This window comes from Streptomyces sp. SID14515, from assembly GCF_010548505.1.
Classification (GTDB): domain Bacteria; phylum Actinomycetota; class Actinomycetes; order Streptomycetales; family Streptomycetaceae; genus Streptomyces; species Streptomyces caviscabies.
In genome coordinates this window covers 1-22,145 of sequence record NZ_JAAGMH010000149.1, presented here as the reverse complement: position 1 = coordinate 22,145, position 22,145 = coordinate 1, and the positions used below count along the sequence as shown (strand labels likewise).

General features: G+C 73.2%; 16 protein-coding genes. 5 read left to right on the top strand and 11 right to left on the bottom strand.

What is annotated here, in order from left to right; genetic code table 11:
- Window positions 1–253: 253 nt before the first annotated feature.
- A complete protein-coding gene (locus G3I54_RS38355; RefSeq protein WP_203687773.1) occupies window positions 254–2,698 on the top strand; it encodes a tetratricopeptide repeat protein in 2,445 nt (814 codons plus the stop codon).
- 22 nt (window positions 2,699–2,720) lie between these two features.
- Here the strand turns inward: G3I54_RS38355 and G3I54_RS38350 are convergent, their stop codons facing one another.
- From G3I54_RS38350 to G3I54_RS38320, 7 genes are all read right to left on the bottom strand, one after another.
- Window positions 2,721–3,128, bottom strand: coding sequence for a nuclear transport factor 2 family protein (locus G3I54_RS38350; protein ID WP_164621996.1), 408 nt, complete (start codon window positions 3,126–3,128; stop codon window positions 2,721–2,723).
- On the bottom strand, window positions 3,121–3,669 hold the full coding sequence (locus tag G3I54_RS38345; protein WP_164621994.1) for a DUF1697 domain-containing protein: 549 nt from the start codon (window positions 3,667–3,669) through the stop codon (window positions 3,121–3,123). Before G3I54_RS38345 ends, G3I54_RS38350 begins: the two co-directional genes overlap by 8 nt.
- A 275-nt stretch (window positions 3,670–3,944) precedes the next feature.
- Complete coding sequence (locus G3I54_RS38340) at window positions 3,945–5,147, bottom strand: S8 family peptidase (protein WP_164621992.1); 1,203 nt, start codon at window positions 5,145–5,147, stop codon at window positions 3,945–3,947.
- A gap of 569 nt (window positions 5,148–5,716) precedes the next feature.
- Entirely contained in the window at window positions 5,717–6,916 is a 1,200-nt protein-coding gene (gene mgt, locus G3I54_RS38335) for a macrolide-inactivating glycosyltransferase (protein WP_164621990.1), read from the bottom strand.
- Window positions 6,917–6,987: 71 nt separating this feature from the next.
- Window positions 6,988–8,283 carry a sugar ABC transporter substrate-binding protein gene (locus G3I54_RS38330; RefSeq protein ID WP_164621988.1) on the bottom strand — a complete coding sequence of 432 codons (1,296 nt, stop codon included), beginning with the start codon at window positions 8,281–8,283 and terminating at the stop codon, window positions 6,988–6,990.
- A complete protein-coding gene (locus G3I54_RS38325; RefSeq protein ID WP_343240524.1) occupies window positions 8,283–9,152 on the bottom strand; it encodes a carbohydrate ABC transporter permease in 870 nt (289 codons plus the stop codon). The genes G3I54_RS38330 and G3I54_RS38325 overlap by 1 nt, the downstream gene beginning before the upstream one ends.
- 56 nt (window positions 9,153–9,208) lie before the next feature.
- Window positions 9,209–10,246, bottom strand: coding sequence for a sugar ABC transporter permease (locus tag G3I54_RS38320; protein ID WP_164621986.1), 1,038 nt, complete (start codon window positions 10,244–10,246; stop codon window positions 9,209–9,211).
- A gap of 143 nt (window positions 10,247–10,389) precedes the next feature.
- Here G3I54_RS38320 and G3I54_RS38315 point away from each other — a divergent pair, with 143 nt between their 5' ends.
- Complete coding sequence (locus tag G3I54_RS38315) at window positions 10,390–11,256, top strand: aminoglycoside phosphotransferase family protein (RefSeq protein WP_164621984.1); 867 nt, start codon at window positions 10,390–10,392, stop codon at window positions 11,254–11,256.
- A gap of 40 nt (window positions 11,257–11,296) precedes the next feature.
- On the opposite strand, the gene G3I54_RS38310 is transcribed toward G3I54_RS38315, so the two are convergent.
- Both G3I54_RS38310 and G3I54_RS38305 read right to left on the bottom strand, forming a co-directional pair.
- Window positions 11,297–12,010 carry a 3'-5' exonuclease gene (locus tag G3I54_RS38310; RefSeq protein WP_164621981.1) on the bottom strand — a complete coding sequence of 238 codons (714 nt, stop codon included), beginning with the start codon at window positions 12,008–12,010 and terminating at the stop codon, window positions 11,297–11,299.
- A 155-nt stretch (window positions 12,011–12,165) separates the two neighbouring features.
- Window positions 12,166–13,401 (bottom strand): SAV2148 family HEPN domain-containing protein, encoded by a 1,236-nt coding sequence (locus G3I54_RS38305; RefSeq protein ID WP_164621980.1) that lies wholly within the window; start codon window positions 13,399–13,401, stop codon window positions 12,166–12,168.
- A 393-nt stretch (window positions 13,402–13,794) separates the two neighbouring features.
- Between G3I54_RS38305 and glgX the strand changes: the two genes are divergently transcribed.
- Both glgX and treY read left to right on the top strand, forming a co-directional pair.
- The gene (gene glgX / locus G3I54_RS38300; protein ID WP_164621979.1) at window positions 13,795–15,924 is read left to right on the top strand and encodes a glycogen debranching protein GlgX; all 2,130 of its coding nucleotides are present in this window, start codon (window positions 13,795–13,797) and stop codon (window positions 15,922–15,924) included.
- Between the two features lie 82 nt (window positions 15,925–16,006).
- A complete protein-coding gene (gene treY / locus G3I54_RS38295) occupies window positions 16,007–18,385 on the top strand; it encodes a malto-oligosyltrehalose synthase (RefSeq protein ID WP_164621978.1) in 2,379 nt (792 codons plus the stop codon).
- Window positions 18,386–18,412: 27 nt separating this feature from the next.
- On the opposite strand, the gene G3I54_RS38290 is transcribed toward treY, so the two are convergent.
- A complete protein-coding gene (locus G3I54_RS38290; RefSeq protein ID WP_164621977.1) occupies window positions 18,413–19,447 on the bottom strand; it encodes a cytochrome P450 in 1,035 nt (344 codons plus the stop codon).
- A 46-nt stretch (window positions 19,448–19,493) separates the two neighbouring features.
- Window positions 19,494–20,456, bottom strand: coding sequence for a LysR family transcriptional regulator (locus G3I54_RS38285; protein WP_164621971.1), 963 nt, complete (start codon window positions 20,454–20,456; stop codon window positions 19,494–19,496).
- Between the two features lie 130 nt (window positions 20,457–20,586).
- On the opposite strand from G3I54_RS38285, the gene lpdA reads away from it, so the two are divergent.
- A complete protein-coding gene (gene lpdA, locus G3I54_RS38280; protein WP_164621969.1) occupies window positions 20,587–22,008 on the top strand; it encodes a dihydrolipoyl dehydrogenase in 1,422 nt (473 codons plus the stop codon).
- The last annotated feature ends 137 nt before the right edge of the window (window positions 22,009–22,145 follow it).

Sequence of the window (22,145 nt, the reverse complement as noted above, 5' to 3'; positions counted from 1 at the left end):
GCCAAACGAAGGCAAGGCTAACCTGTATCCGCCGCAGCCGGGACCCCCGGCCCCCGCACTCGGCGCTCCCGCCGCCGACGCCCCGGCCCCGGGGGCGATGCCCTCTCCCCTGCCGCACGCCCCTCGGACCACGCGAGTGCGATGATAGGAAGACGCTTACGGCGCGGCCGAGTTGGACGTTTCAGGGGGGCTCATGCTTGCGGAGGGGCTGGTCGCAGTGGCGGCGACGGCCGGGGCGGGTCTGGTTCAGGCCATGACCACGGACGCGTGGCAGCAGTGCAGGGACCGGGCGGCCCGGCTGCTGGGGCGCGGCGACGCCGCGGAGGAGTCCCGGCAGCAGGCGCGGCTGGAGCGGGCCCGCGCCGCGCTCACCCAGGCGGCCGAGGAGGGCGACGAGGAGGGCCGGCAGCTCGTCGCGCGGCAGTCCGCCGCGTGGCAGACCCGGTTCGAGGATCTGCTGGAGAGCTCACCGGAACAGGAAGCGCGGATGCGGGAGCTGCTGGGCTTCCTGCACGAGCACCTTCCGTCGGCCGTCGCCGGGACGGTCACCGTCGACGCGACCGCGACCGGGCGGGCCCGCCAGGCCGTCCAGGGCCAGGGCACCCAGCACAACTACTTCTACGGCGACTCGGGCGCGGCCCGGCCCGGGGTCGTCCTGAGCACGCTGATCCCGCCGCCCTCGATCCTCGTCGGCGGCCAGGACCCCCCGGCATCGCTCGCGGCCCGGTTCCGGGCGGGGTTCGCTCCCGGCAAGCCCGCTCTGGCGCTGCTGCACGGCCCCGGAGGAGCGGGCAAGTCGGCGACGGCCCGGGCCCTCGCGGCGGAGCTGGCCCCGGAGTTCACCGATGCCCGGCTGGAGGTCGATCTGGCGGGCTTCACCCCCGGGAGCGCTCCGCGGCCCGCGGGCGCGATGCTGACCGAGCTGCTGCGGCTGGCCGGGTTCGACGGGTCCGACATCCCCGGCGAGACGGCCGGGAAGAGCCAGCTGTGGCGGGCCTGGGCGGCGGACAAGAAGGTGTTGCTGCTGCTGGACAACGCGCGCGACGCCGGGCAGATCGAACCGCTGCTGCCGAGCTCCTCGTTCCACGGCCGGTGCGTGGTCGTCGTCACCAGCCGCAACCGGCTGCGCGGCCTGGACACCACGCTCGACATCCCCGTCGAGCTGCTGGAGCCCGAGGCCGCCGTCGAGCTGCTGGTGCGGGTGGCCGGCCTCGACGGCGACGAGGCGTCCTCCGACGCCCTCGCCGAGCTGGCCCGCCTGTGCGGCTACCTTCCGCTGGCGCTGCGCCCCGTGGGCGCCCTCCTCGCCGATCTGGACGCCGCGACGCTCGTGCGGGTCATGCGCTCGGCGAACCGGCCCCTCGAACAGCTGGCCGAGGTGGACCAGGAGGCGGCGGCCGCCTTCACCGTCTCCTACGAAGCGCTGACCGCGGATCTCCAGCGCACGCTGCGGACCTGTGTCTGGCATCCCGGACCGGACTTCGACGCCGGTTCCATCGGCGCGCTCGCCGGCATCCCGGCGGAGCTGGCCACGGTGCAGCTCGTCCGGCTCCTCCAGCGCAGCATGCTGACCGCCCTGCCCCACCGCCGATACGTCTTCCACGACCTGTTCCTGTCCTACGCGCGTCAGCAGCTGGCCACCCTGGACCAGCAGGACGCGATGCGGATGAGCCGCCGCGATCTCTACCGCCATCTCGCCCGGGTCGTCGCGACCGTCCACACGCTCCTGTCGGCGGCGGCGGACCCCACGGCCGGCACCGGCCCCTTCGACAACCCCGAACACGCCCGCCACTGGCTGGAGGCGGCGGCCGGGGAGCTGGTCGGGGCGGCGGGCAGCGCACTGTCCGACAGCTGGGAGCTGGGCGGGGACTTCGCCGTACGCACCGCACAACTGCTGTACGTGCAGGGGCAGTACGAACGTTCCGCCGCCCTGTACGAGCAGGTGCGCGCGGCGGCCTCGGAGGCCGGCGACGAGCGGGCGCACGGGCGGGCGGTCACCGCGCTCGGCGACCTCGCGCGCAGCACCGGGCGTTTCGACGAGGCCGACGACCTCTTCCGGACCGCCCTGCGGACCCTGGGCGGCGTCGCGGACACCGCGGGCGAGGCGGACGCGCTGCGCGGTCTGGGCGAGTCGGCGCGGGCCCGAGGCGAGCGGGACGAGGCCTCCGCCCACTTCACCGAGGCGCTGGCGCGCGCCCGGCAGGCCGATGACGCGGCCGGGCAGGGGTACGCCCTGACCGGGCTGGCGCACCTGGCGCGTCAGCGCGGGGACCTGGACACGGCCGGGCTCCGTTTCGCCGAGGCCGCGGAGTTGCAGCGGCGGGCGGACGACGGCGTCGGTCTGGCCTACGCCGTGCGGGGGCTCGGACATGTCAGGCGCGCCCGACGGGAGCTCCAGGATGCCGAGCGCTGCTTCCGGGACGCGATGGCGCTGCACCAGCGGGCCGGCAACCGCTTCGGCCAGGCCTATGCGCTGACCGCGTTGGGCGGCGTGACGAGAGAGGCCGGCCGGCTCGAAGAGGCCGCGGCCCACCTGGACGACGCCCTGGCGCTGCACCGGGCGACCAACGACCGTACGGGGCAGGCCCGGACCCACACGGAGCTGGCGGCCCTGGCCGACGCGCGCGGCGACGACGTCGCGGCCCGTCACCACGAGACCGCCGCCGCCTCTCTGCTCGGGCGGAGCGGCGGGGTGTGAGGCCGGAGCCCCGCCCGCCGGGTCAGACCTCGGCGGCGGGGCCGGCCAAGGGGTCGTCGAGGACATCGTCGCTGAACGGCGTCGCCTGGTGGAAGTAGAGCCGCCAGCCCTCCGGGGTCAGCCGCCACAGGGAGCTGCGGTGCGAGCGGATCCCCTTGGACTCGGTATCGAAAGTGAGGTGCACCAGGTCGGCGCAGAGCTGCTCGCCCCGCATCCGGGAGGCGGTGAGCGGGCCGGGGCGCGGGGCGTCGTCCGCGGTGAGCGAGGCGATGATCGTCTCCCGGGTCCAGAGCCGGCCGCTGGTGCCGATCTCCCGGAAGTCGGTGTGCAGCAGGGAGGCGAGGAGCTCGACGGAGGCCCGTACCGCCGGGTCCAGCAGGCGGAGCTCGCCCTCGATGGCTGCGGCCACGGCGGGCGACGGCTCAGACACGGGTCATCTCCACGAGTTTCGCCACGGTGTTCCAGTTACGGGTGGTGGCGGTGAGGCCTTTGACATGGCGCGGGCGTCCCAGCGCGACGGCCAGCTTGGAGCGGCCGAGTCCGTCGGGGGCGTACAGATACATACAGCGGTCGCCGAGCCGGAACTCCTCCGGCAGGAACTCCGCCGCCGCCAGGTCCGCGAAGCGGTCGGCGTCCACGGGCCGGTCGAAGTAGGTGACGTGGAGCTGCTTGCCCTCCAGCTCGGCGGCGGGGAAGGGGCAGGCGTCGGCGACGGCGGCGAGATAGCCGGCGTCACGGACGAGGCAGTCGACGGCGAATCCGAACCGTCGGCGCAGGGCCTGCTCCAGATCGGCGGCCAGCGCGTCCTCGTCGCCGCTCCCGCTCCGGAAGACGGCGTTCCCGCTCTGCAGATAGGTGGCGACACCGGTGTGTCCCAGTTCGGTGAGCACGGTGCGCAGTTCGGGCATCGGGACCCGTTTGCCGCCGCCCACGTTGATCCCCCGCAGCAGCGCCGCGTACGTCGTCGTCATGGCCACCCACCCTAGGGGGTGTCCGGCCGTTCCACGTGGATCGGCGAGGGTCGGTGGACCAGGCCGTTCCGGTAGGCGTGGAAGGGCCTTGAAGAGGGCGCGGAACGCGGGAAAGCCTCCGCGGGCGTCGCGGGGACGGCCGCGTCGGGTCCACGCCCGGAAACGGCGCAGCCGCCGCGCCCCGTGGGGGAGAGCGCGGCGGCTGCTGTGCGCGAGGCCGGGCGGCGAGGGTACGTGACCACCCGCCGCCCGGCGTCCGGTCGGAACCGGGGTGGTTACTCGACGACCTTGAGGAGCAGGTTCGCCGTGCCCTCGGTGGCATTGCTGATGGCGTCCGGGGTGGCTCCCTCGGTGAGCGCCGTGGCGACGGCCTCCGGGGTCGCGTCCTGGTGGCCCGCCAGGTAGACGGCGGCCGCGCCGACGACGTGCGGGGTGGCCATGGACGTACCGGAGATGGTGTTGGTGCCGGTGTCGCTGTCGTTCCAGGTGGACGTGATGTCCGAGCCCGGGGCGTAGATGTCCACGATCGAGCCGTAGTTGGAGAACGAGGACTGCTCGTCGGCGTCCGTGGACGAGGCGACGGTGATCGCCTCGGGGACACGGGCGGGCGAGCCCTGGCCGGCGTCGCTGGACTCGTTCCCGGCGGCCACGCCGAAGGTGATGCCCGCGGCGATGGCCTTCTGGACCGCCTCGTCGAGCGCCGGGTCGGCCCCGCCGCCGAGGCTCATGTTGGCGCCGGACGGGCCCTTGGCGTTGGCGGCGACCCAGTCGATCCCGGCGATGACCTGCTCGGTGGTGCCCGAGCCGTTGTCGTCCAGGACGCGGACGCCCACGATGTTCGCCTTCTTGGCGACGCCGTGCGCGGCCCCGGCTATGGTGCCCGCCACGTGGGTGCCGTGCCCGTTGCCGTCGTCTGCGTCGTCGTCGTTGTCCACGGCGTCGAAGCCCGAGGTGGCCCGGCCCTCGAAGTCCTCGTGGGTGACGCGGACACCGGTGTCGATGACGTACGCGGTGACGCCCTCGCCGCCGGCGTCCGGGTAGGTGTAGGCGTTGTCGCCCGCGGTCTCGGTCTGGTCGATGCGGTCCAGACCCCACGACGGCGGGTTGTCCTGGGTGGCGTCGATGCTGAACTTCTTGTTCTGCACCACCTTGGCGACGGCCGGGTCGGCGGCGAGGCGCTTGGCCTCGGTCTCCGAAAGGCCGCTGGCGGAGAAGCCGTTGATGCTGGAGCTGTAGTTGCGCTTGAGCTTGCCGCCGTACTCCTCGGCGAGCTTGGACTTGTCGGCCTTCTTCTCGTCCAGCATCACGATGTAGCTGCCGGACACTGCGGTCGCGGCGTCCGCGCCGTAGACCGTGCCCATGGGAGCCGGTGCGGCTCCCGCGAACGAGGTACCGAGAAGGGTGACTCCCGCGGCGGCCGCCACGGCGGTGATCGCGGCGGTCAGCTTGATGCGACGGGTGCGCTGGTGCTTTGCCATGAAGAGGGCACTCCTCGTCATTCTTTGTGGGGGGATTGGCCCTCGGCCGGACGATCTCCGGGGGCTGGCTCGAAACCCTGACCGATTGACGAGCACAGATCAAGGCCTTCATGGAGGTGTGACTTCCTCAACAAGGTTTCGTAAGAGGAAATCGGCCATGGCTGGTCACACGGGTCACGGAGGGCCGACGGGCGCCCCACCCGCCCGGACCGACCGATTCCGCGCCACTCCGGGAGGGCGCCCGAACCTCCCATACCTCCTGCTCAGAGCCGCCCTTGAGGCGTCGGAGGCCGTCCGCCCGACCGTCGGCCGCACCCCGCCGAGAGCCCTATGGGGCAGGAGTGACCATGCGTGAAGACACGTGAAGACCCGTGAAGGTGTGCGCGCGAGGCGTGAACACCCGGTTCCGGGTGTGAAATCGCCAGGGCGTGCGTGCAGATGCGCCGACCGCCCCCGTCGCGACAGAGGCTTCACAGAGCCGAAACACAGACGTCCCGCCCCGGAAAACCGCAGGGTGCGGCACACGGGGCGGGACGGAGAACGTCCGGATAGCAGTCAGTCGATTCCGCTCAGCGCGACAGTTCCGCCTCGATGAGGTCGGCGGCCCTCGGAGTGCCGCCCTCCCGCGCCGTCTGCTCGCTCAGGCGCCCGCACCGGGCGGCGACTTCGGGATCGTCCACCAGGGCGAGCACCGCCGCGCGCAGGGTCGCGGCGTCGGCCTCCTCCATCGGCAGATGCCGGGCCACGCCCAGCGACTGGAGCATGTCGGCGTTGCCGAACTGGTCGACGGCCTGCGGGACGGCGACCATCGGGGTGCCGGTGGCGAGGCCCTCCTGGCTTCCGCCCGCGCCGGCGTGGGTGATGAAGGCGTCGGCCTGCTTGAGGACGGCCAGCTGCGGCACCCAGGTGCGTACCTCCACATTGCCCGGTACGTCGCCGAGTTCGGCGGGGTCGACGTGCGCGCCGATCTGGAGCACCACATGCCAGCCGGGCAGCCCGCCGAAGGCTTCGACGCACTCGCGGTAGAAGGCGGGCTGCTTGGTGAACGAGGAGCCGAGCGACACCAGCAGCACCTTCTCCGCACCGGCCGGCCGGGCCCACTCCCCCTGATCCGCGCGGTCGCCCTGGCAGGCGCCGACGAAGGTGTACATCTCACGGTTCACCCGGTCCGCGTTCGGCTGGAGCGCCTCGGGGATCAGGACGAGGCCGCGTCGCGGACGGGCCACGAAGTCGTCGCTGGAGACATGGCCGAGGCCGTTCTCGGCGAGCCAGTCGTCGAAGCGCGCGTAGTACGCCTTGCCGCGCTCGGTCTGCTTCAGCTCGGCGGTCATGGGCTCCCCGACCTCCTCCTCGTACCCCTCCCAGGGCACCAGGTTGGGCCAGAGGGAGACGGCGGGGACGCCCCAGCGGTGGGCGAGGACCCGGGCGGGATAGGAGGTGATGTCGTGCAGGACGAGGTCGGGCTCGTCGCCCGCGAAGGCCTCGGCGAGCCGCGGGAGCGCCTGGACGGCGTCGTTCAGGAAGGGTTCGATGTTGTCGATCAGCTCGGTGCCCCAGGCCTCGGGGTCCTCGTCGGTCGGCAGGGTCGAGGTGTAGATCACCGGCTCGGCGCCGGTGGCGGCGACCTTCTCGGCGAAGGAGGCCGGGATGGCGTAGCTGACACGGTGTCCACGGTCGACGAGCTCGCGGATGACGTCGAGGCTCGGGTTCACATGTCCGTGGGCGGCGATGGAGAACATGGCGATGTGGGCACGCGGGGATTCCGTCATGCCGCAGACCCTAAACGAGACGAGACGTCTCGTGCAACCTCTTTCCGTGCCCGGATCCTTCCGTGCCGGGGTCAGCGTTGATAGCGGGCCAGCACCCGATTCCCGTCCTCCACCAGCCGTTTGCTCAGCTCGCCGGCGTCGATCGCGCCGCTGTAGTACTCCTGGAGCGCGGGCGTCGCCACCTTGTCCTTCCACTCCGGATAGCCCCGCACCGACTGGGCCGGGGCCGGCCGCAGCCCCTCGGCGAGCGCGGTGCCGACGGCCCAGCCGTGCTCGGCCGTGCGCAGCGACGGATCGGCCAGCGCCTCGGTCCCGGTCGGCAGCATCCAGTCGCCGCGCGCCAGGCGCACCATGTTCGACGGCCGCAGCAGGAAGTCGATGAACGCGACGGCCTCCTTCTTGTGCGGGCTGTCCTCGGCGACCGACAGCGTCTGCGGGCTGACGCCCTGGACCGCGCCGCCCGGACCGGCCGGCATCGGCAGCACCGTCCACCCGAACCCTTCGGGGGCCTGCTGGATGACCTGCTGGCGGTAGGAGAACCCGAGCGGGAGCATCGCGTACTTGCCGCCGAAGAACCCGGGCAGCGCGTCCGACCCGCCCATGCCCAACGCGCCGCGGGCGGCGCTGCCGTCGGTGTTGACCTGGTCGTGGATGGTGCCGGCCACCACGCCGTCGCCCGGCTCGAAGCGCAGGACCGCCTTGCCCTCGTCGTCGCGGTGGAAGAGCCGGCCGCCGCCGGACAGGCCGAGGTTGAGGGTGACGGAGACCGGCTCCTTGAGCGGCCAGGCGATCCCGTACCGCCCCTGGCCCGTCAGCTCCTTCGTCACCCGCCGGAACTCCTCCCAGCTCCAGGGGCGCTCCGGGGTCGGGATGCGGGCGCCGGAGGCCTTCAGCAGTTTCGTGTTGGCGATCAGGACCCGGGGCTCCTGGAGGAAGGGCACCCCGTGGACGCCCTCACCGAACGTGGTGGTGCGCCAGGACCGTTCGGGGATGTCGGCCTTGAGCCGGTCGGTCAGGAAGGGGCGCAGGTCGGCGAGGTAGCCCCCGTACGCGAAGTCGGCGAGGTCGTCGGAGGCGTCGTGGATGACGTCGGGGGCCTCGCCGCCTTCGAAGGAGGTGAGCAGCTGGTCGTGGACGCTGTCCCAGCTGCCCTGGACGTAGTCCACCTGGACGTCGGGGTGGGCCGCGTTCCACTCCTTCACCAGCTGCCTGTTGGCGTCGACGGACTCCTTCTGCCAGGCCAGCGACTGGAACCTGAGCCGGATCGTGCCGTCCGGGTCACGCCCGTCGTCGCCTCCGGAGCAGCCGGTGAGCAGCAGGGCCAGTACGGCGACGGCGGCGGCCGCCCGGCGGATCGGCGCGCGCATCAGTTCTTCACCGCCCCGGCCGTCATCCCGCCGGTGATCCGCCGCTGGATGAAGGCGAAGAGGACGAGGGAGGGCAGGGTGGCGAGGAACGCGGCGGCGGCGAGCGGGCCGAGGTCGGCCACGCCCTCCGCGCCGAGGAAGTGGGTGAGGACGACCGGCAAGGTCTGCTTCTCCGGGGTCTTGAGCAGGACGAGCGCGAAGAAGAACTCGTTCCATGCGGTGATGAACGCGAACAGCGCGGTGGCGACGATGCCGGGGGCGAGCAGCGGGGCCACGACCGATACGAGGGTCCGCACCCGGCCCGCCCCGTCGACGGCGGCGGCCTCCTCCAGCTCGGTCGGCACGGCCCGTACGTATCCGGCGAGCATCCACAGCGCGAAGGGCAGCGACCAGACGACATAGACGAGGATCAGGCCCCACAGGGTGTTGATCAGATGCAGGTTCTTCAGGATCAGGAAGAGCGGAATGATCACCAGGACGAACGGGAACGCCTGGCTGACCACGACCCAGCCGGTCGCCGCGGTGGCGAGGCGGCCCCGGTGGCGGGCCATCACATAGGCCAGCGGGGTGGCGATCACGACGGCGATCACGGCCGCGCCGACGGCGGCGAGCAGGGAGTTGGCCGCGGCCTGGAGCAGCGGCTGCTCGTCGAAGGCCTGCCGGAAGTTGTCCAGGGTGGGGTTCTCGGGGATCCAGGTGGGGTGCAGGGAGCCCAGTTCGCGGGCGGGTTTGAAGGCGGTCGAGATCAGCCACACGAACGGGAACGCGAGGAAGACCAGGTATGCCAGGAGCGCCAGATACTGTGCGGCCCGCGCGGGCCCGCGGGTGCGCAGCCCGGTGGATTCACGCCTCGCCGGCTTCCGCCGCACCGTTCCTCGCCGCACCGTTTCCCGCTTCGCCGTTTCCCGCTCCGCCGTTTCCCGCCTCATCGGTCCTCGCCTCCCCTGAGCCGGCCGACGAGGTGGATCGCGAGGAGCACGGAGATCACCGCGACCATCACACAGCCCATCGCCGCGGCGTAGCCGAACTGTCCGTAGCGGAAGGCCTCCTCGTAGGCGAAGAGCATCGGCAGCCGGGTCCGGCCGCCGGGTCCTCCGCTGGTCAGGACATAGACCAGGGCGAAGGAGTTGAAGTTCCAGATCAGGTTGAGCGCGGAGATGGCGAGCGCGATCGGCTTCAGGGCGGGCCAGGTGACCGTACGGAACCGGCGCCAGGCGCCCGCCCCGTCCAGGGCCGCCGCCTCGTGGAGTTCGCGCGGGGTGTTCTGGAGCCCGGCGAGCAGGGCCACGGTGGTCTGCGGCATGCCCGCCCAGATGCCGACGAGGATCACGGCGGGCAGCGCGGTGGCGAGGCCGGTCAGCCAGTCGCGGCCGTCGCCGAGTCCGAGGTCGCGGATGGTCTCGTTGAGGATGCCGGCGTCCGGGTTGTAGACGAGCCGCCACATGATGCCGACGACGACCTCGGGCATCGCCCAGGGAACGATCGCCAGCGCCCGGGCCAGCCAGCGCATCCGCAGGTTCTGGTTGAGCAGCAGGGCGAGACCCAGCGCCAGGAGGAACTGCGGGACGGTGACGCCCACGGCCCAGAGCAGGCCGATCCGGAACGAGTCCCAGAACAGGGTGTCGTGCAGCAGGTCCTGGAAATTGAGGGTGCCAATCCACTGGGTGGAGCGGGTCCGGCCGGACTGCGCGTCGGTGAAGGCGAGAGCGATGCCGTAGAGGAGCGGTCCGACGCTGAGGATCAGGATCGGGATGAGCGCGGGCAGCACCAGGAACCAGGCGGCCCGGTCCCCGAACGCCTTGCGTTCCGGATGCTCCGGCCGCCCGGGCCGCCAGAAGCTCCCCGCACGCCCGCCCTGCCCGCTTCCGCCGCGCCCGCCCTGCCCGTCCCGTCCGTCCCGGCCGTTGTGCCCGTCGTGCGGGCCGTCCGGTCCGGAGCGCTTCGCCGCGGTCACCGATGTCACGAAGAAGACCCCTCTGTCCCGTATGTCACTGATGCACCTGAGGTGGACTTCATCCCGTTCTGACGTTCCGGGAGGCCTCCGTCATCGTGCTGACGGTCCGTCGGTTCGTCAAGGTGGCCGCCAGGGGTGCGAAAATCGCATCCATGAACGAGATGCGAGCGCGCGAGGTGCTCACGGCCGCCGGTTTCCCCGGCACGGCGGAGTTGCTCGCGCTGGGCGAGAACGCGGTCTTCGCGGCCGGCGACCTGGTGGTCAAGGTCGGCCGGGACGCCTCCGGCCACCCCGAGCTCCGCGAGCGGGCCGAGCGAGAGGTGGCCCTCGCCGACTGGCTCGCCGCGTCCGGTGTCCCGGCCGTCCGCGCGGCCGAGCGGCGCCCCCGCCTGGTCGAGGGCCACCCCGTGACGCTGTGGCACCGGCTTCCCGACCCCGTACGCCCCGCCGAGCCGCGTGACCTCGCCCCGCTGCTCTCCCTGGTGCACGCGCTGCCCGCCCCGACGGAGCTCACACTGCCGCGCCGCGAACTGCTGGGCGGTGTGGAGCGGTGGCTGAGCCTGGCGGGGGACGCGATCGACCCGGCGGACGCCGACTACCTCCGCGAGCGCCGCGACGGCTTCGCGGCCGCGGCCGCCGCTCTCGTCCCGCATCTGCCCCCGGGCCCGATCCACGGCGACGCGCTCCCGCGCAACGTCCATGTCGGGCCCGACGGCCCGGTCCTGGTCGACCTGGAGACGTTCTCCACCGATCTGCGGGAACACGACCTGGTCGTCCTCGCCCTCTCCCGCGACCGCTACGGCCTCGACCCCGCGGCCTACGACGCCTTCACCTCCGCGTACGGCTGGGACGTCCGGGAGTGGGAGGGGTGCGCGGTGCTGCGCGGCGCCCGCGAGACGGCCAGCTGCGCCTGGGTCTCCCAGCACGCCCCGGCCAACCCGAAGGCGCTCGCCGAGTTCCGCCGCAGGGTGGCCTCGCTGCGCGACGGCGATCCCGAGGTCCGCTGGTACCCCTTCTGAACGCCCCGGCGGGCTCCGAGCGGTACGGCCGCTCAGCGGCTCAGCGGCTGCGCGGGATCAGCGGCCAGGAGGACTCGACGACCGCCGCCGGGTCGGCCGTGCGACGCAGGTACGCCTGGAGCGAGGCCGACTGCTCGGCGGCCGCCCGGATCTGAAGGGCGTGCAGCTCGGCGGGCGGCAGGGCGCCGACCGGCCGGTGGCGCTCTCCCATCCGGCGCACCACACGCACGGCGGCCACCGCGTCGGCGCTCGCGTCATGGGCTCCGTCGAGCGTGACCCCGTAGTGGTCGCACAGCGCCTGGAGGGCCCGCTTGCCCTTGCGGTACTTGTCGACGTGCTTGTCGATCACCAGCGGATCGATGACGGGCGAGGGCGCCCCGCCGACCCGCTCCTCGACCGACGGCAGTCCGTACCTGCGGCATTCGCGGTCCAGCAGCGAGAGGTCGTAGCGCGCGTTCATCACGACCAGCGGGATGCCCGAGCGCAGCACGTCGGCGACCGCGTGGGCGATCTCCTCGACCGCGGAGGCGGCCCGCGCCCCATGCTTGCGGGCGTGGTCCGTGCCGATGCCGTGGATCGCGGACGCCTGTTCGGGTATGGCCACCCCCGGGTCGAGCAGCCAGGTCCGCTGCTCGGCGACCGCCCCGTCCGGCTCCAGCCGGACGAGTGCGGCGGTGACGATCCGGTCGCTCTCGACGTCGGTCCCCGTCGTCTCCAGGTCGAAGCCGACCAGTGTGCCCTGGTGCCAGCTCATCCCGATACCTCCTTCGTGACGCTCCCCCGTGGTGCTCCCCCCGAGTGATGACCACCTTCGCACGGGCCACTGACAGCGCCCGAAGTCCCCCTGCGGCCCACAGCCCGTCAGGGTCGCAGGGCGCATGCCCGTCAGGACCACCGGGCGCGCGTCCGTCAGGAGACCGGCCGGGAGTCCGTCCAGACCGACTCGAACTCCTCGCGGTAGGTCTCGAAGAGGCCGTGCTCGCTGTCCTGCCCCGCCCGCACCACCGTGCGCCTGCCGCCGCCGCGCAGCACCAGCACGGGCGCTTCCATGCCCCGGGCCCGGCGCAGATAGGGCTGGACGACGCCCACGGCGTCCGGTCCGTCGCCGTCCACCAGGTAGGCGGTGAAGCGCGGCGTCTCGTCGAAGACCTGGATCTCGAACGCGCCCGGGTCGCGGAGCTTGGAGCGGACCCGGCGCATGTGCAGGATGTTCATCTCCACCGAGCGGCTCAGCTCGCCCTTCTTGAGGCCGAGTTCCCGCTCGCGGCGGCGCACCGCGCTGCTGGCCGGGTTGATGAACAGCAGCCGGACCCGGCAGCCCGACTCGGCGAGCCGGACGAGCCGGCGGCCGGAGAAGTTCTGCACGAGCAGGTTGAGGCCTATGCCGATGGCGTCGAGCCGCCGCGCCCCGCCGAACAGGTCCTCGGCGGGCAGCTGGCGCTGGAGCCGGACCCGGTCGGGGTGGACGGAGACCACGTCCGCGTACCGGTCGCCGACCAGCTCCTCGACCGCGTCCACCGGCAGCCGGTCGGCGGAGGGCACCCCCGCCCCGCTGCCGAGGATGTCCAGCAGCCGGGCCGAGGCGCGTTCCGCCTGGGCGAGGACCGCCTCGTTCAGCGCGCGGTTGCGGGAGACGACGTTACGGGCGACCTCCAGCTCGTCGAGGGCCAGCTCGACATCGCGCCGGTCGTCGAAGTACGGCTCGAAGCACGGCCAGTGCTGGACCATCAGCTCGCGCAGCTGCGGCAGCGTCAGGAAGCTGAGGACGTTGTCGTCGGCCGGGTCCAGCAGATAGCCCTTGCGGCGCGAGACCTCGCGTACGGCGACGGCGCGCTGCACCCACTCCTGTCCGGCCGGTCCGGCCGCGGCCACCACCCACTCCTCGCCGTGCACCGGCTCGTAGATCGGCCGGAGCACCGCGGCGACCACCGCCCGTAGGCGCTGTTCGACCAGATTCAGCCAGATATAGGCCCGCCCGGCCCGCTGGGCGCGGGTCCGTACCTCGCTCCAGGCCTCCGATCCCCAGTCCAGCTCGGCGCCTATCTCCATGGGCTGCGCGAGGGACACCGCCCCGGGCGGGGCATCGGTCGATTCCCCCTCGTGACCTGCGTCACCTGGGGGTAGCTCGAACCCTCCCGAGCTCACCCGCGTACCGCCTTCCACTCCCCCACCCAACGATCACGGAAGGGTACTCCGGCAGCGCGATCCGACGCAGCCCGATCCGCAGGCGACTTTCTCAACTCCCCCACTGCGGAGGCTTGTTCCTTGCGGCGAGATCGGGTGGAGTGAGCTGATTCATAGTGATTGGGACCCCTGCCCCGGGGCGGGAACCGGACGCCCGCCGGGTGACGCGGTCCGGATGCGTGTCCGGGGCGGCACGGGAGTGTCCGAAGTTGACCGGTGCGGCCGGAACGGGCGACGGGACCCGGCCGCACCGCGTGACGTCCTAGGTGAGCACCGTGTTTTCGGGGAGTATTCGGGAAGTAACGGGCCGAGGAAAGCCACCGCACCCGGATCAGAAGTGGAAGAGTCTTCATCATGCAGGTCTGGCCGGGACACGCTTATCCCCTCGGCGCCACGTACGACGGCGCCGGTACCAACTTCGCGGTCTTCTCCGAGGCCGCCCACCGGATCGAGTTGTGCCTGTTGCACGACGACGGTTCGGAGACAGCGGTGGAGCTCCGCGAGACCGACGCGTTCGTGCGCCACGCCTATCTGCCCGGGGTGATGCCGGGTCAGCAGTACGGCTTCCGGGTGCACGGACCCTACGAACCCCAGCACGGGCAGCGGTGCAACTCCGCGAAGCTGCTGCTGGACCCGTACGCCCGTGCGGTCGCCGGGAAGATCGACTGGGGCGAGGCGGTGTACGGCTACCCCTTCGGGAGGCCGGACGCCCGCAACGACCTCGACTCCGCCCCGCACACCATGAGCTCGGTGGTGGTCAACCCCTACTTCGACTGGGGTGACGACCGCCGCCCCCGGACGGACTACCACCGCACGGTGATCTACGAGGCCCATGTGAAGGGCCTGACGATGCTGCACCCGGGCCTCCCGCCCGAGCTGCGCGGTACGTACGCGGGCCTCGCGCACCCGGAGGTGATCGCCCATCTGACCGAACTGGGTGTCACCGCGATCGAACTGATGCCCGTCCACCAGTTCGTACAGGACCACCGGCTCTCCGACATGGGGCTCACCAACTACTGGGGCTACAACACCATCGGCTTCTTCGCCCCGCACAACACCTACGCCTCCTGGGGCGACCGCGGCGAACAGGTGCTGGAGTTCAAGCAGGCGGTGAAGGCGCTGCACCAGGCGGGGATCGAGGTCATCCTCGACGTGGTCTACAACCACACGGCGGAGGGCAACCACCTCGGGCCCACGCTCTCCTTCCGCGGCCTCGACAACGCCTCCTACTACCGGCTGACCGATGATCAGCGCTACTACATGGACACCACGGGCACCGGGAACTCGCTGCTCATGCGGTCCCCGCACGTCCTCCAGATGATCATGGACTCGCTGCGGTACTGGGTGACCGAGATGCATGTGGACGGCTTCCGCTTCGATCTCGCGGCGACGCTCGCCCGCCAGTTCCACGAGGTGGACCGGCTCTCCTCGTTCTTCGACCTGGTGCAGCAGGACCCGGTGGTCAGCCAGGTGAAGCTGATCGCCGAGCCGTGGGACGTCGGCGAGGGCGGCTATCAGGTGGGCAACTTCCCGCCGCTGTGGACCGAATGGAACGGCAAGTACCGCGACACGGTCCGCGATCTGTGGCGGGGCGAGCCGCGCACCCTGGCGGAGTTCGCCGGGCGGCTCACCGGCTCCTCCGACCTCTACCAGGACGACGGCCGACGGCCCCTCGCCTCGATCAACTTCACCACCTGCCACGACGGCTTCACCCTCCACGACCTCGTCTCGTACAACGACAAGCGCAACGACGCCAACGGGGAGGACAACCGGGACGGCGAGAGCCACAACCGCTCCTGGAACTGCGGCGCGGAAGGCGAGACCGACGACCCGGAGGTCCTGGAGCTGCGGGCCCGCCAGATGCGGAACTTCATCGCCACGCTGATGCTCTCGCAGGGCGTGCCGATGCTGAGCCACGGCGACGAGTTCGCCCGTACGCAGCAGGGCAACAACAACGCCTACTGCCAGGACAACGAGCTGGCCTGGGTGCACTGGCCCGATCCGGACGAGCCGGCCGACGCGCCGGCCTCCACCCTGCTGGAGTTCACCCGGGCCATGGTGTGGCTGCGCCGCGACCACCCGGTCTTCCGACGCCGCCGCTTCTTCCACGGCCGGCCGGTGGAGGGCACCCACGACGAGCTGTCCGACATCGCCTGGTTCACGCCCGAGGGCGAGGAGATGACGCAGCAGGACTGGCAGGCGGCCCACGCGAAGGCGATGACCGTGTTCCTGAACGGCCACGCGATCTCGGAGCCCGGACCGCGCGGCGAGCGGATCGCCGACGACTCGTTCCTGCTGATGTTCAACGCGAGCGCCGAGACGCTGGAGTTCGCCGTCCCGGTCGACCACGGGGAGCAGTGGCAGGTCGTCGTGGACACCGCGCGGCCGGACGGGGTGCCGCCGGGGACCGGGCCGAAGGTGGCCGAGGGCGAGCAGGTCACGCTGATCGGCCGCAGCCTGACCGTGCTGAAGCGGCCCGCCTGAGGGGTGGGCGGAGAGAAATACCTGGAGTGAGTGTTGCGCCCGGGGTGACACGGATCGCCCCGGGCGGGGTACGTAGGAGTCCATGACGCCCTCCGCCACGTACCGGCTTCAGCTCCAGCCCGACTTCCCGTTCGCCGCCGCCGAGAAGGCCGTGCCGTACCTCGCCGAGCTCGGCGTCTCGCACCTGCATCTGTCGCCCGTGCTGGAGGCGGTCCCCGGCTCCCGGCACGGTTACGACGTGGTCGACCACAGCCGGGTCCGGGCGGAGCTGGGCGGTGAGGAGGGGCTGCGGTCGCTCGCCTCGGCCGCCCGGGAGCACGGGCTCGGCCTGGTCCTGGACATCGTGCCCAACCACATGGCGGCCTCGCCCCGGCACAACCGCCAGCTGTGGGAGGTGCTGCGCGAGGGCCCGGCCTCCCGGTACGCCCGTTGGTTCGACATCGACTGGGCGGCGGGCGGCCACCGGGTCCTGCTGCCGGTGCTCGCCGGGCCGCTCGGCCGGGAGCTGGAGCACCTGACCGTGGACGGTGCCGGGGAGGTGCTGCGCTACCACGACCTGGAGTTCCCGTTGCGCGCCGGCACGGCGGGCCTTCCGCTGCCGGAGCTGCTGGACGCCCAGCACTACCGGCTCGGCTGGTGGCGCCTCGCCCGCACCGAGCTGAACTACCGGCGGTTCTTCACCGTTCCGGAGCTGATCGGGGTGCGCGTCGAGCACCCGGAGGTCTTCGACGCCACGCACGCCAAGGTCCTCGAACTGCTCCACGACGGGGTGCTGGACGGGCTGCGCATCGATCATCCGGACGGTCTCGCCGCGCCCGCCGCCTATCTGGAGCGGCTGAACGAGGCCACCGGCGGCCGCTGGACGGTGGTGGAGAAGATCCTCACCGGCGACGAACACCTCCCGGCGGACTGGGCGGTCGCGGGCACCACCGGGTACGACGCGCTGCACCGGATCGACGGGCTGTTCACCGACCCGTCCGGCACGGCGGAGCTGGTCGGCCGCTACCGGGAGTTCGCGGGCCCGCCCGGCGACCGGGGCGGCGACTGGCCGGCGACGGTGCGCCGGGCCGCGTACCGGGTGGCGACCCATGAACTGGCCGCCGAGACGGCCTGGCTGACCCGGCAGGCCACCGGAGTCTGCGAACAGGATCCCGCGCTGCGCGACCATGCGCCGTGGGCGCTGCGGACGGCGGTGCGGGAGCTGCTGGTACGGGTCCCGGTCTACCGCCCGTACGTCACGGCGGGCGAGCCGCCGACGCGGATCGCCCGGGAGACGCTGACCGACGAGGCGGTACGGGAGGCGAAGGCGGTGTTCTCCGTGCCGGAGGAGGCGGCGGCCGTCGACGTCGTACGGGATCTGGCGCTCGGGCGGCTCGGTGGCGGGGAGCAACAGGCGGCGTTCTGCGCCCGGTTCGCCCAGACCGCGTCCGCGCTGCACGCCAAGTCGGTGGAGGACACGGCGTTCTACCGGTACGTACCCCTGACCTCGGCCACCGAGGTGGGCGGGGACCCGGGGCGGCCCGCGGTGTCGCCGGAGGAGTTCCACGCCTTCGCGGCCCGGATCGCCCGCGACCGGCCGGCCACCGGCACGGTCCTGACCACGCACGACACCAAGCGCAGCGCGGACGTGCGGGCCCGGATCGCGGTGCTGACCCAGTGCCCGGAGCGGTGGGCGGCGCTGGTGGCGCAGCTGACGGCGGCCACCACCGTCGCGGCCCCGGACCCACAACTGGCCTGGGCCGCCTGGCAGTCGGCGTACGGCTGCGCGGAGCTGCCGGCCGAGGAGCTGTTCGAGCGGCTGGAGCCGGCCCTGCTGAAGGCGGTGCGCGAGGCGGGCCTCTTCACCAGCTGGACGGAGCCGGATCCGGCGTACGAGCGGGCGGTGTCGGAGTTCGTCGCCGCCGGTCCGGGCGACGGGTCGGGCGTGGCCCGGACGCTGATCGCCGAGTTCGCGGACGCGCTCGCCCCGCATGTGCGCGCCCAGGTGCTGGGGGCGGCGCTGGTGCATCTGACGATGCCGGGCGTGCCGGATCTCTACCAGGGCACGGAGAGCGAGTATCTGGCCCTGGTCGACCCGGACAACCGGCGGCCGTTCCGGCGGCCCGAGGCGCCGGACGAGAAGCAGGCGCTGACGGCGGTCGCGCTGGGGCTGCGACGCGAACTGCCTCACGTGTTCGGCGAGTCGGGTACGTACGCGCCGCTGGCGGCCCATGGCCCGGCCGCCGCCCATCTGCCGGCGTTCTGCCGGTCGGGCGAGGTGGTCACGGCGGTGACCCGGCTGTCGCTGCGGCTGGCCGAGGGCGGCGGCTGGCGGGACACGGTGCTGGAGCTGCCGGCCGACGGCCGCTGGCAGGACCTGCTGTCGGCCTCGCCCGGCCGGGAGTTCCCGGGCGGCGCGGTGGCGGCGGCCGAGCTGTTCGCCGAGCGGCCGGTGGCGCTGCTGCGGCGGGTGGGGGGCTGACGACCACCGGGGCCATGGCCCTGCCCGTCAGGACGGGCATACGAGCAGGGTGCGCGGGCCCCGGGTGAGGAGGCCGCCCGCCACCGGGCGGAAGCCCTCGGCCCAGCGGATGCCGGGCATCGCCGTCAGCAGGGCGCGCAGGCCGTGTTCGGCCTCCAGTCTGCCGAGGAGCGCGGCGGGGCAGCCGGCCGGGCCGATGAGCAGCGGGTCGGCGTCGGTGCGCAGCGGGTCGAACCGGTCGGGCGCGCCGAACCGGGCCGGGTCGCGGCCCGCCGCACCGATGAGGCAGGCGACGGGCGCGTCGGCGGGGAGCGTGCCGCCGCTGACGGTCACCTCGGTACGGGTGCGGCGCAGCACGATCTGGACGGGCGGATCGCGGCGCAGCGTCTCGGTCCAGGCGCGCCCCAGCAGCGTCCCGGGGCCTGTTCCGGTCCCGGGTCCGGCCGTCGCCGCGGCCAGCAGGTCCGGGTCGTCCAGCATGTTCGCGAGGAACGAGGCGAGCGCGCGCTCGCGGAGTGCGGTCGGTCCGGAGCAGTCGTCGGCCGCCCCGCCGGCCCACCGCTGGCGGGCGGGCCGGGGCAGGGTGCTCAGGTCCGGGTAGGAGAGCCCGGCCGCCGCAGCCGCGGCCCCGGCGGGCAGCCAGCGGCAGAAGTCGGCGACCAGGTCCGCCCGGTCGCGCCCGGCGATCCGGCGGGCCAGGACGTACGCGGTCCGCTCGACGGCGGGTTCGGCGGCGCTCCAGGGCACGGCGGACGGGCCGCAGACCAGGCTGCCCCGGCAGAGGCCGAGCGGGACGGGGGCCCGGCCGCGCGGGGCCCCGTCGTGCGGGTAGCCGGTGAACCGGGGGTCGGTGAGGGCCTGGGCCACATCCGCGTACCGGCTCAGCAGCCAGGCGCCGAGGCCCGGGTCGTAGCCGAGGGGGTAGTCGGTGCGCAGCAGGCGGTAGAGGCGCAGCCGGTACGGATCCGTCGTGGCCCCCGGCGCCAGCAGTCCCGGCTGCCCGCCCGCGAGCCGGTGCGGACGGCGGGCGGCGGGCAGGGCCTCGGGGCGGTCGACCGGCATTCCGCGCCCCCTGGAATCGGTGCGCCGGCTGCCGGCGCGCGTCCTCTCAGGGGACCACCGCAGGGGGCGCGGCGCAGTCGGCGTACGCCCGTTCGGGTGAGGGTGCGGTGGGGTGCGGCGGGCGTATCCCGGTGACCGGCAGGGTGGCGAGCAGCTCGGTGAAGGCGGCCGCCGCCCCGGTCAGGGGGACGCGGGAGAAGACGGCCAGGGCGCGCAGCCAGGGCGGGTCGACGCTCAGGACCGCGCAGTCCTCGCCGAGAGCGCCGCGGACGGTGTGGCCGGGTGCGGTGGAGACGCCGACCCCGGCCGCCGCCATCCGGATCGCGGTCGAGGTGTGCTCGGTCCGCACGGCCGTACGGGGCTCGAAGCCCGCCGCGCCGCAGATGCCGTCGAGGAAGGGGCGGCCGTCGACGACCGGTTCCATCGCGCACCGGACCCAGGCCCGGTCGGCGAGCTCGTGCAGAGCGACCGAGGAGCGCCCGGCCAGCGGGTCGTCGAACGGGACGACGAGCACGATCTCCTCCTCGCCCACCGGGACGAGGGGCCCGCTCCACCGCTCGGGCACCGGCCCGAGGGCGAGGTCGGCGATGCCGCGTTCCACCTGCTCCTCCAGGGCGTCGGCGCTGGCGTACTCGTGGAGGACCAGGCAGACGCCCGGGTGGGCGCGCCGCCAGTGCGCGAAGACGTCGGGGAGGACACCGACGGCCACCGAGTGCACGGTGGCGATGTGGAGTTCGCCGCCCTCCGCCCCGGCGGCCGCGCGGGCGGCACGGCGGGCCTGGGCGGCGCTGCGGACGGAGCGTTCGGCGTGCGGGAGGAATGCCCGGCCCATCTGGGTGAGCAGGACGCCGCGCGGCAGCCGTTCCAACAGCTCGCCGCCGACCGCCCGTTCCAGCGCCTTGATCTGGTGGGAGAGGGCGGGCTGGGTGACGTGGAGCCGTTCGGCGGCACGGGTGAAGGAGGACTCCTCGACCACCGTGACGAAGTACTCCATCTGACGCAGGCTCATCAGCCCCCCTTCCACAGGACTTCACGCATCACCACGCCGAAGCACGTCCACGTGCCATGAACGTTGTGCATCGACTCCACACGCATTCTGCCTTGGACGCATGACCGGGCCGGGGGCGAGGGTGGATCCCATGACGCGGACGAACACGGAGCAGGCGACGGACGTACTGGTGATCGGCGGCGGCACGGGGGGCTACTCCACGGCGTTGCGCGCGGCGGCCCTCGGGCTGAAGGTCGTGCTGGCCGAGCGGGACGCGATCGGGGGCACCTGTCTGCACCGCGGCTGCATCCCGAGCAAGGCGATGCTGCACGCGGCCGAACTGGTCGACGGCATCGCCGAGGCACGGGAGCGGTGGGGGGTGAAGGCGACGCTCGACTCGGTGGACTGGCCGGCGCTGGTCGCGACCCGGGACGACATCGTGACCCGTAACCACCGAGGGGTCGAGGCACAACTGGCGCGGGCCGGCGTGGAGGTGGTGCGGGGCGGCGCCGAGCTGACGGGCCCGCGTTCGGCCCGGATCGGCGGGTACGGGGAGGTCGTGGCCCGGCGGGGCGTGGTGCTGGCGACCGGTTCGCGGCCGCGGATGCCGCCGGGTCAGGCGGTGGACGGGCGGCGGGTGGTGACGAGCGACGACGCCCTGCACGCACCGGGGCTGCCCGGGTCGGTGCTGGTGGTCGGCGGCGGGGCGATCGGCGTCGAGTACGCCTCGTTGCACCGGTCGATGGGGGCCGAGGTCACGCTGGTGGAGGCCGCCGACCGGCTGGTGCCGCTGGAGGACGCGGAGGTGTCGCGGCATCTGCTGCGGGGGCTCAAGAAGCGGGGCATCCGGGTGGAGGCGGGCGCGCGGCTGCTGGAGTGGACGGTGGTGGACGAGGGGGTGCGGGCCGTCGTGCGGACCGCCCGGGGCGAGAGCGTCACGGTGGCGGCCGAGCGGCTGCTGGTCGCGGTCGGCCGGGAGCCGGTGACCGAGGGCCTGGGGCTCGCGGCGGCGGGGCTGGCCACGGACGGACGGGGCCATGTCGTGCCCGCCGACTGGTCGCGTCTTGAGACGGCGGTGCCGGGCGTCCATGTGGTGGGCGACCTGCTGCCGCCGCCCTCCCTGGGGCTCGCCCACGCCTCGTTCGCCGAGGGGCTGTTGGTCGCGGAGACGCTGGCCGGGCTGCGTCCCGCCCCGGTCGACTACGCCGCCGTGCCCCGGGTCACGTACTCCTCGCCGCAGACCGCCGCGGTGGGGCTGACCGAGGCGCAGGCCCGGGACGCGGGGCACGATGTGGTGGTGAACATCCTGCCGCTGACCGCCGTGGCCAAGGGCATGGTGCACGGCCGGGGCGGCATGGTGAAGGTGGTGGCCGAGCGGGCGGGCCGGGTGCTGGGCGTCCATCTGGTCGGCCCGCAGGTGTCGGAGATGATCGCGGAGAGCCAGTTGGTGGTCGGCTGGGACGCGGAGCCCGCCGATGTGGCCCAGCACATCCACGCCCATCCGACGCTCTCCGAGGCGGTGGGCGAGGTGTTCCTGACGCTGGCCGGGCGCGGGCTGCACCAGCAGCACTGATCAGCGGCGCCGACCAGCGCACCGACCCACCGGCGCTGAACCGGGCGGTCCGCTCAGGCGGTCGGAGCGCCGGGGCCCGGCGGCGGGGGCGGCAGCTCGGGCGGCTGGGCGGCGGGCCGGGGCGCGTGCGGCGGCAG

Coding starts and splice junctions, on each gene's coding strand:
- G3I54_RS38355 (WP_203687773.1), top strand. CDS start 254: ATGACCACGGACGCGTGGCAGCAGTGCAGGGACCGGGCGGCCCGGCTG.
- G3I54_RS38345 (WP_164621994.1), bottom strand. CDS start 3,669: ATGACGACGACGTACGCGGCGCTGCTGCGGGGGATCAACGTGGGCGGC.
- G3I54_RS38340 (WP_164621992.1), bottom strand. CDS start 5,147: ATGGCAAAGCACCAGCGCACCCGTCGCATCAAGCTGACCGCCGCGATC.
- mgt (WP_164621990.1), bottom strand. CDS start 6,916: ATGACGGAATCCCCGCGTGCCCACATCGCCATGTTCTCCATCGCCGCC.
- G3I54_RS38330 (WP_164621988.1), bottom strand. CDS start 8,283: ATGCGCGCGCCGATCCGCCGGGCGGCCGCCGCCGTCGCCGTACTGGCC.
- G3I54_RS38315 (WP_164621984.1), top strand. CDS start 10,390: ATGAACGAGATGCGAGCGCGCGAGGTGCTCACGGCCGCCGGTTTCCCC.
- G3I54_RS38310 (WP_164621981.1), bottom strand. CDS start 12,010: ATGAGCTGGCACCAGGGCACACTGGTCGGCTTCGACCTGGAGACGACG.
- glgX (WP_164621979.1), top strand. CDS start 13,795: ATGCAGGTCTGGCCGGGACACGCTTATCCCCTCGGCGCCACGTACGAC.
- treY (WP_164621978.1), top strand. CDS start 16,007: ATGACGCCCTCCGCCACGTACCGGCTTCAGCTCCAGCCCGACTTCCCG.
- G3I54_RS38290 (WP_164621977.1), bottom strand. CDS start 19,447: ATGCCGGTCGACCGCCCCGAGGCCCTGCCCGCCGCCCGCCGTCCGCAC.
- G3I54_RS38285 (WP_164621971.1), bottom strand. CDS start 20,456: ATGAGCCTGCGTCAGATGGAGTACTTCGTCACGGTGGTCGAGGAGTCC.
- lpdA (WP_164621969.1), top strand. CDS start 20,587: ATGACGCGGACGAACACGGAGCAGGCGACGGACGTACTGGTGATCGGC.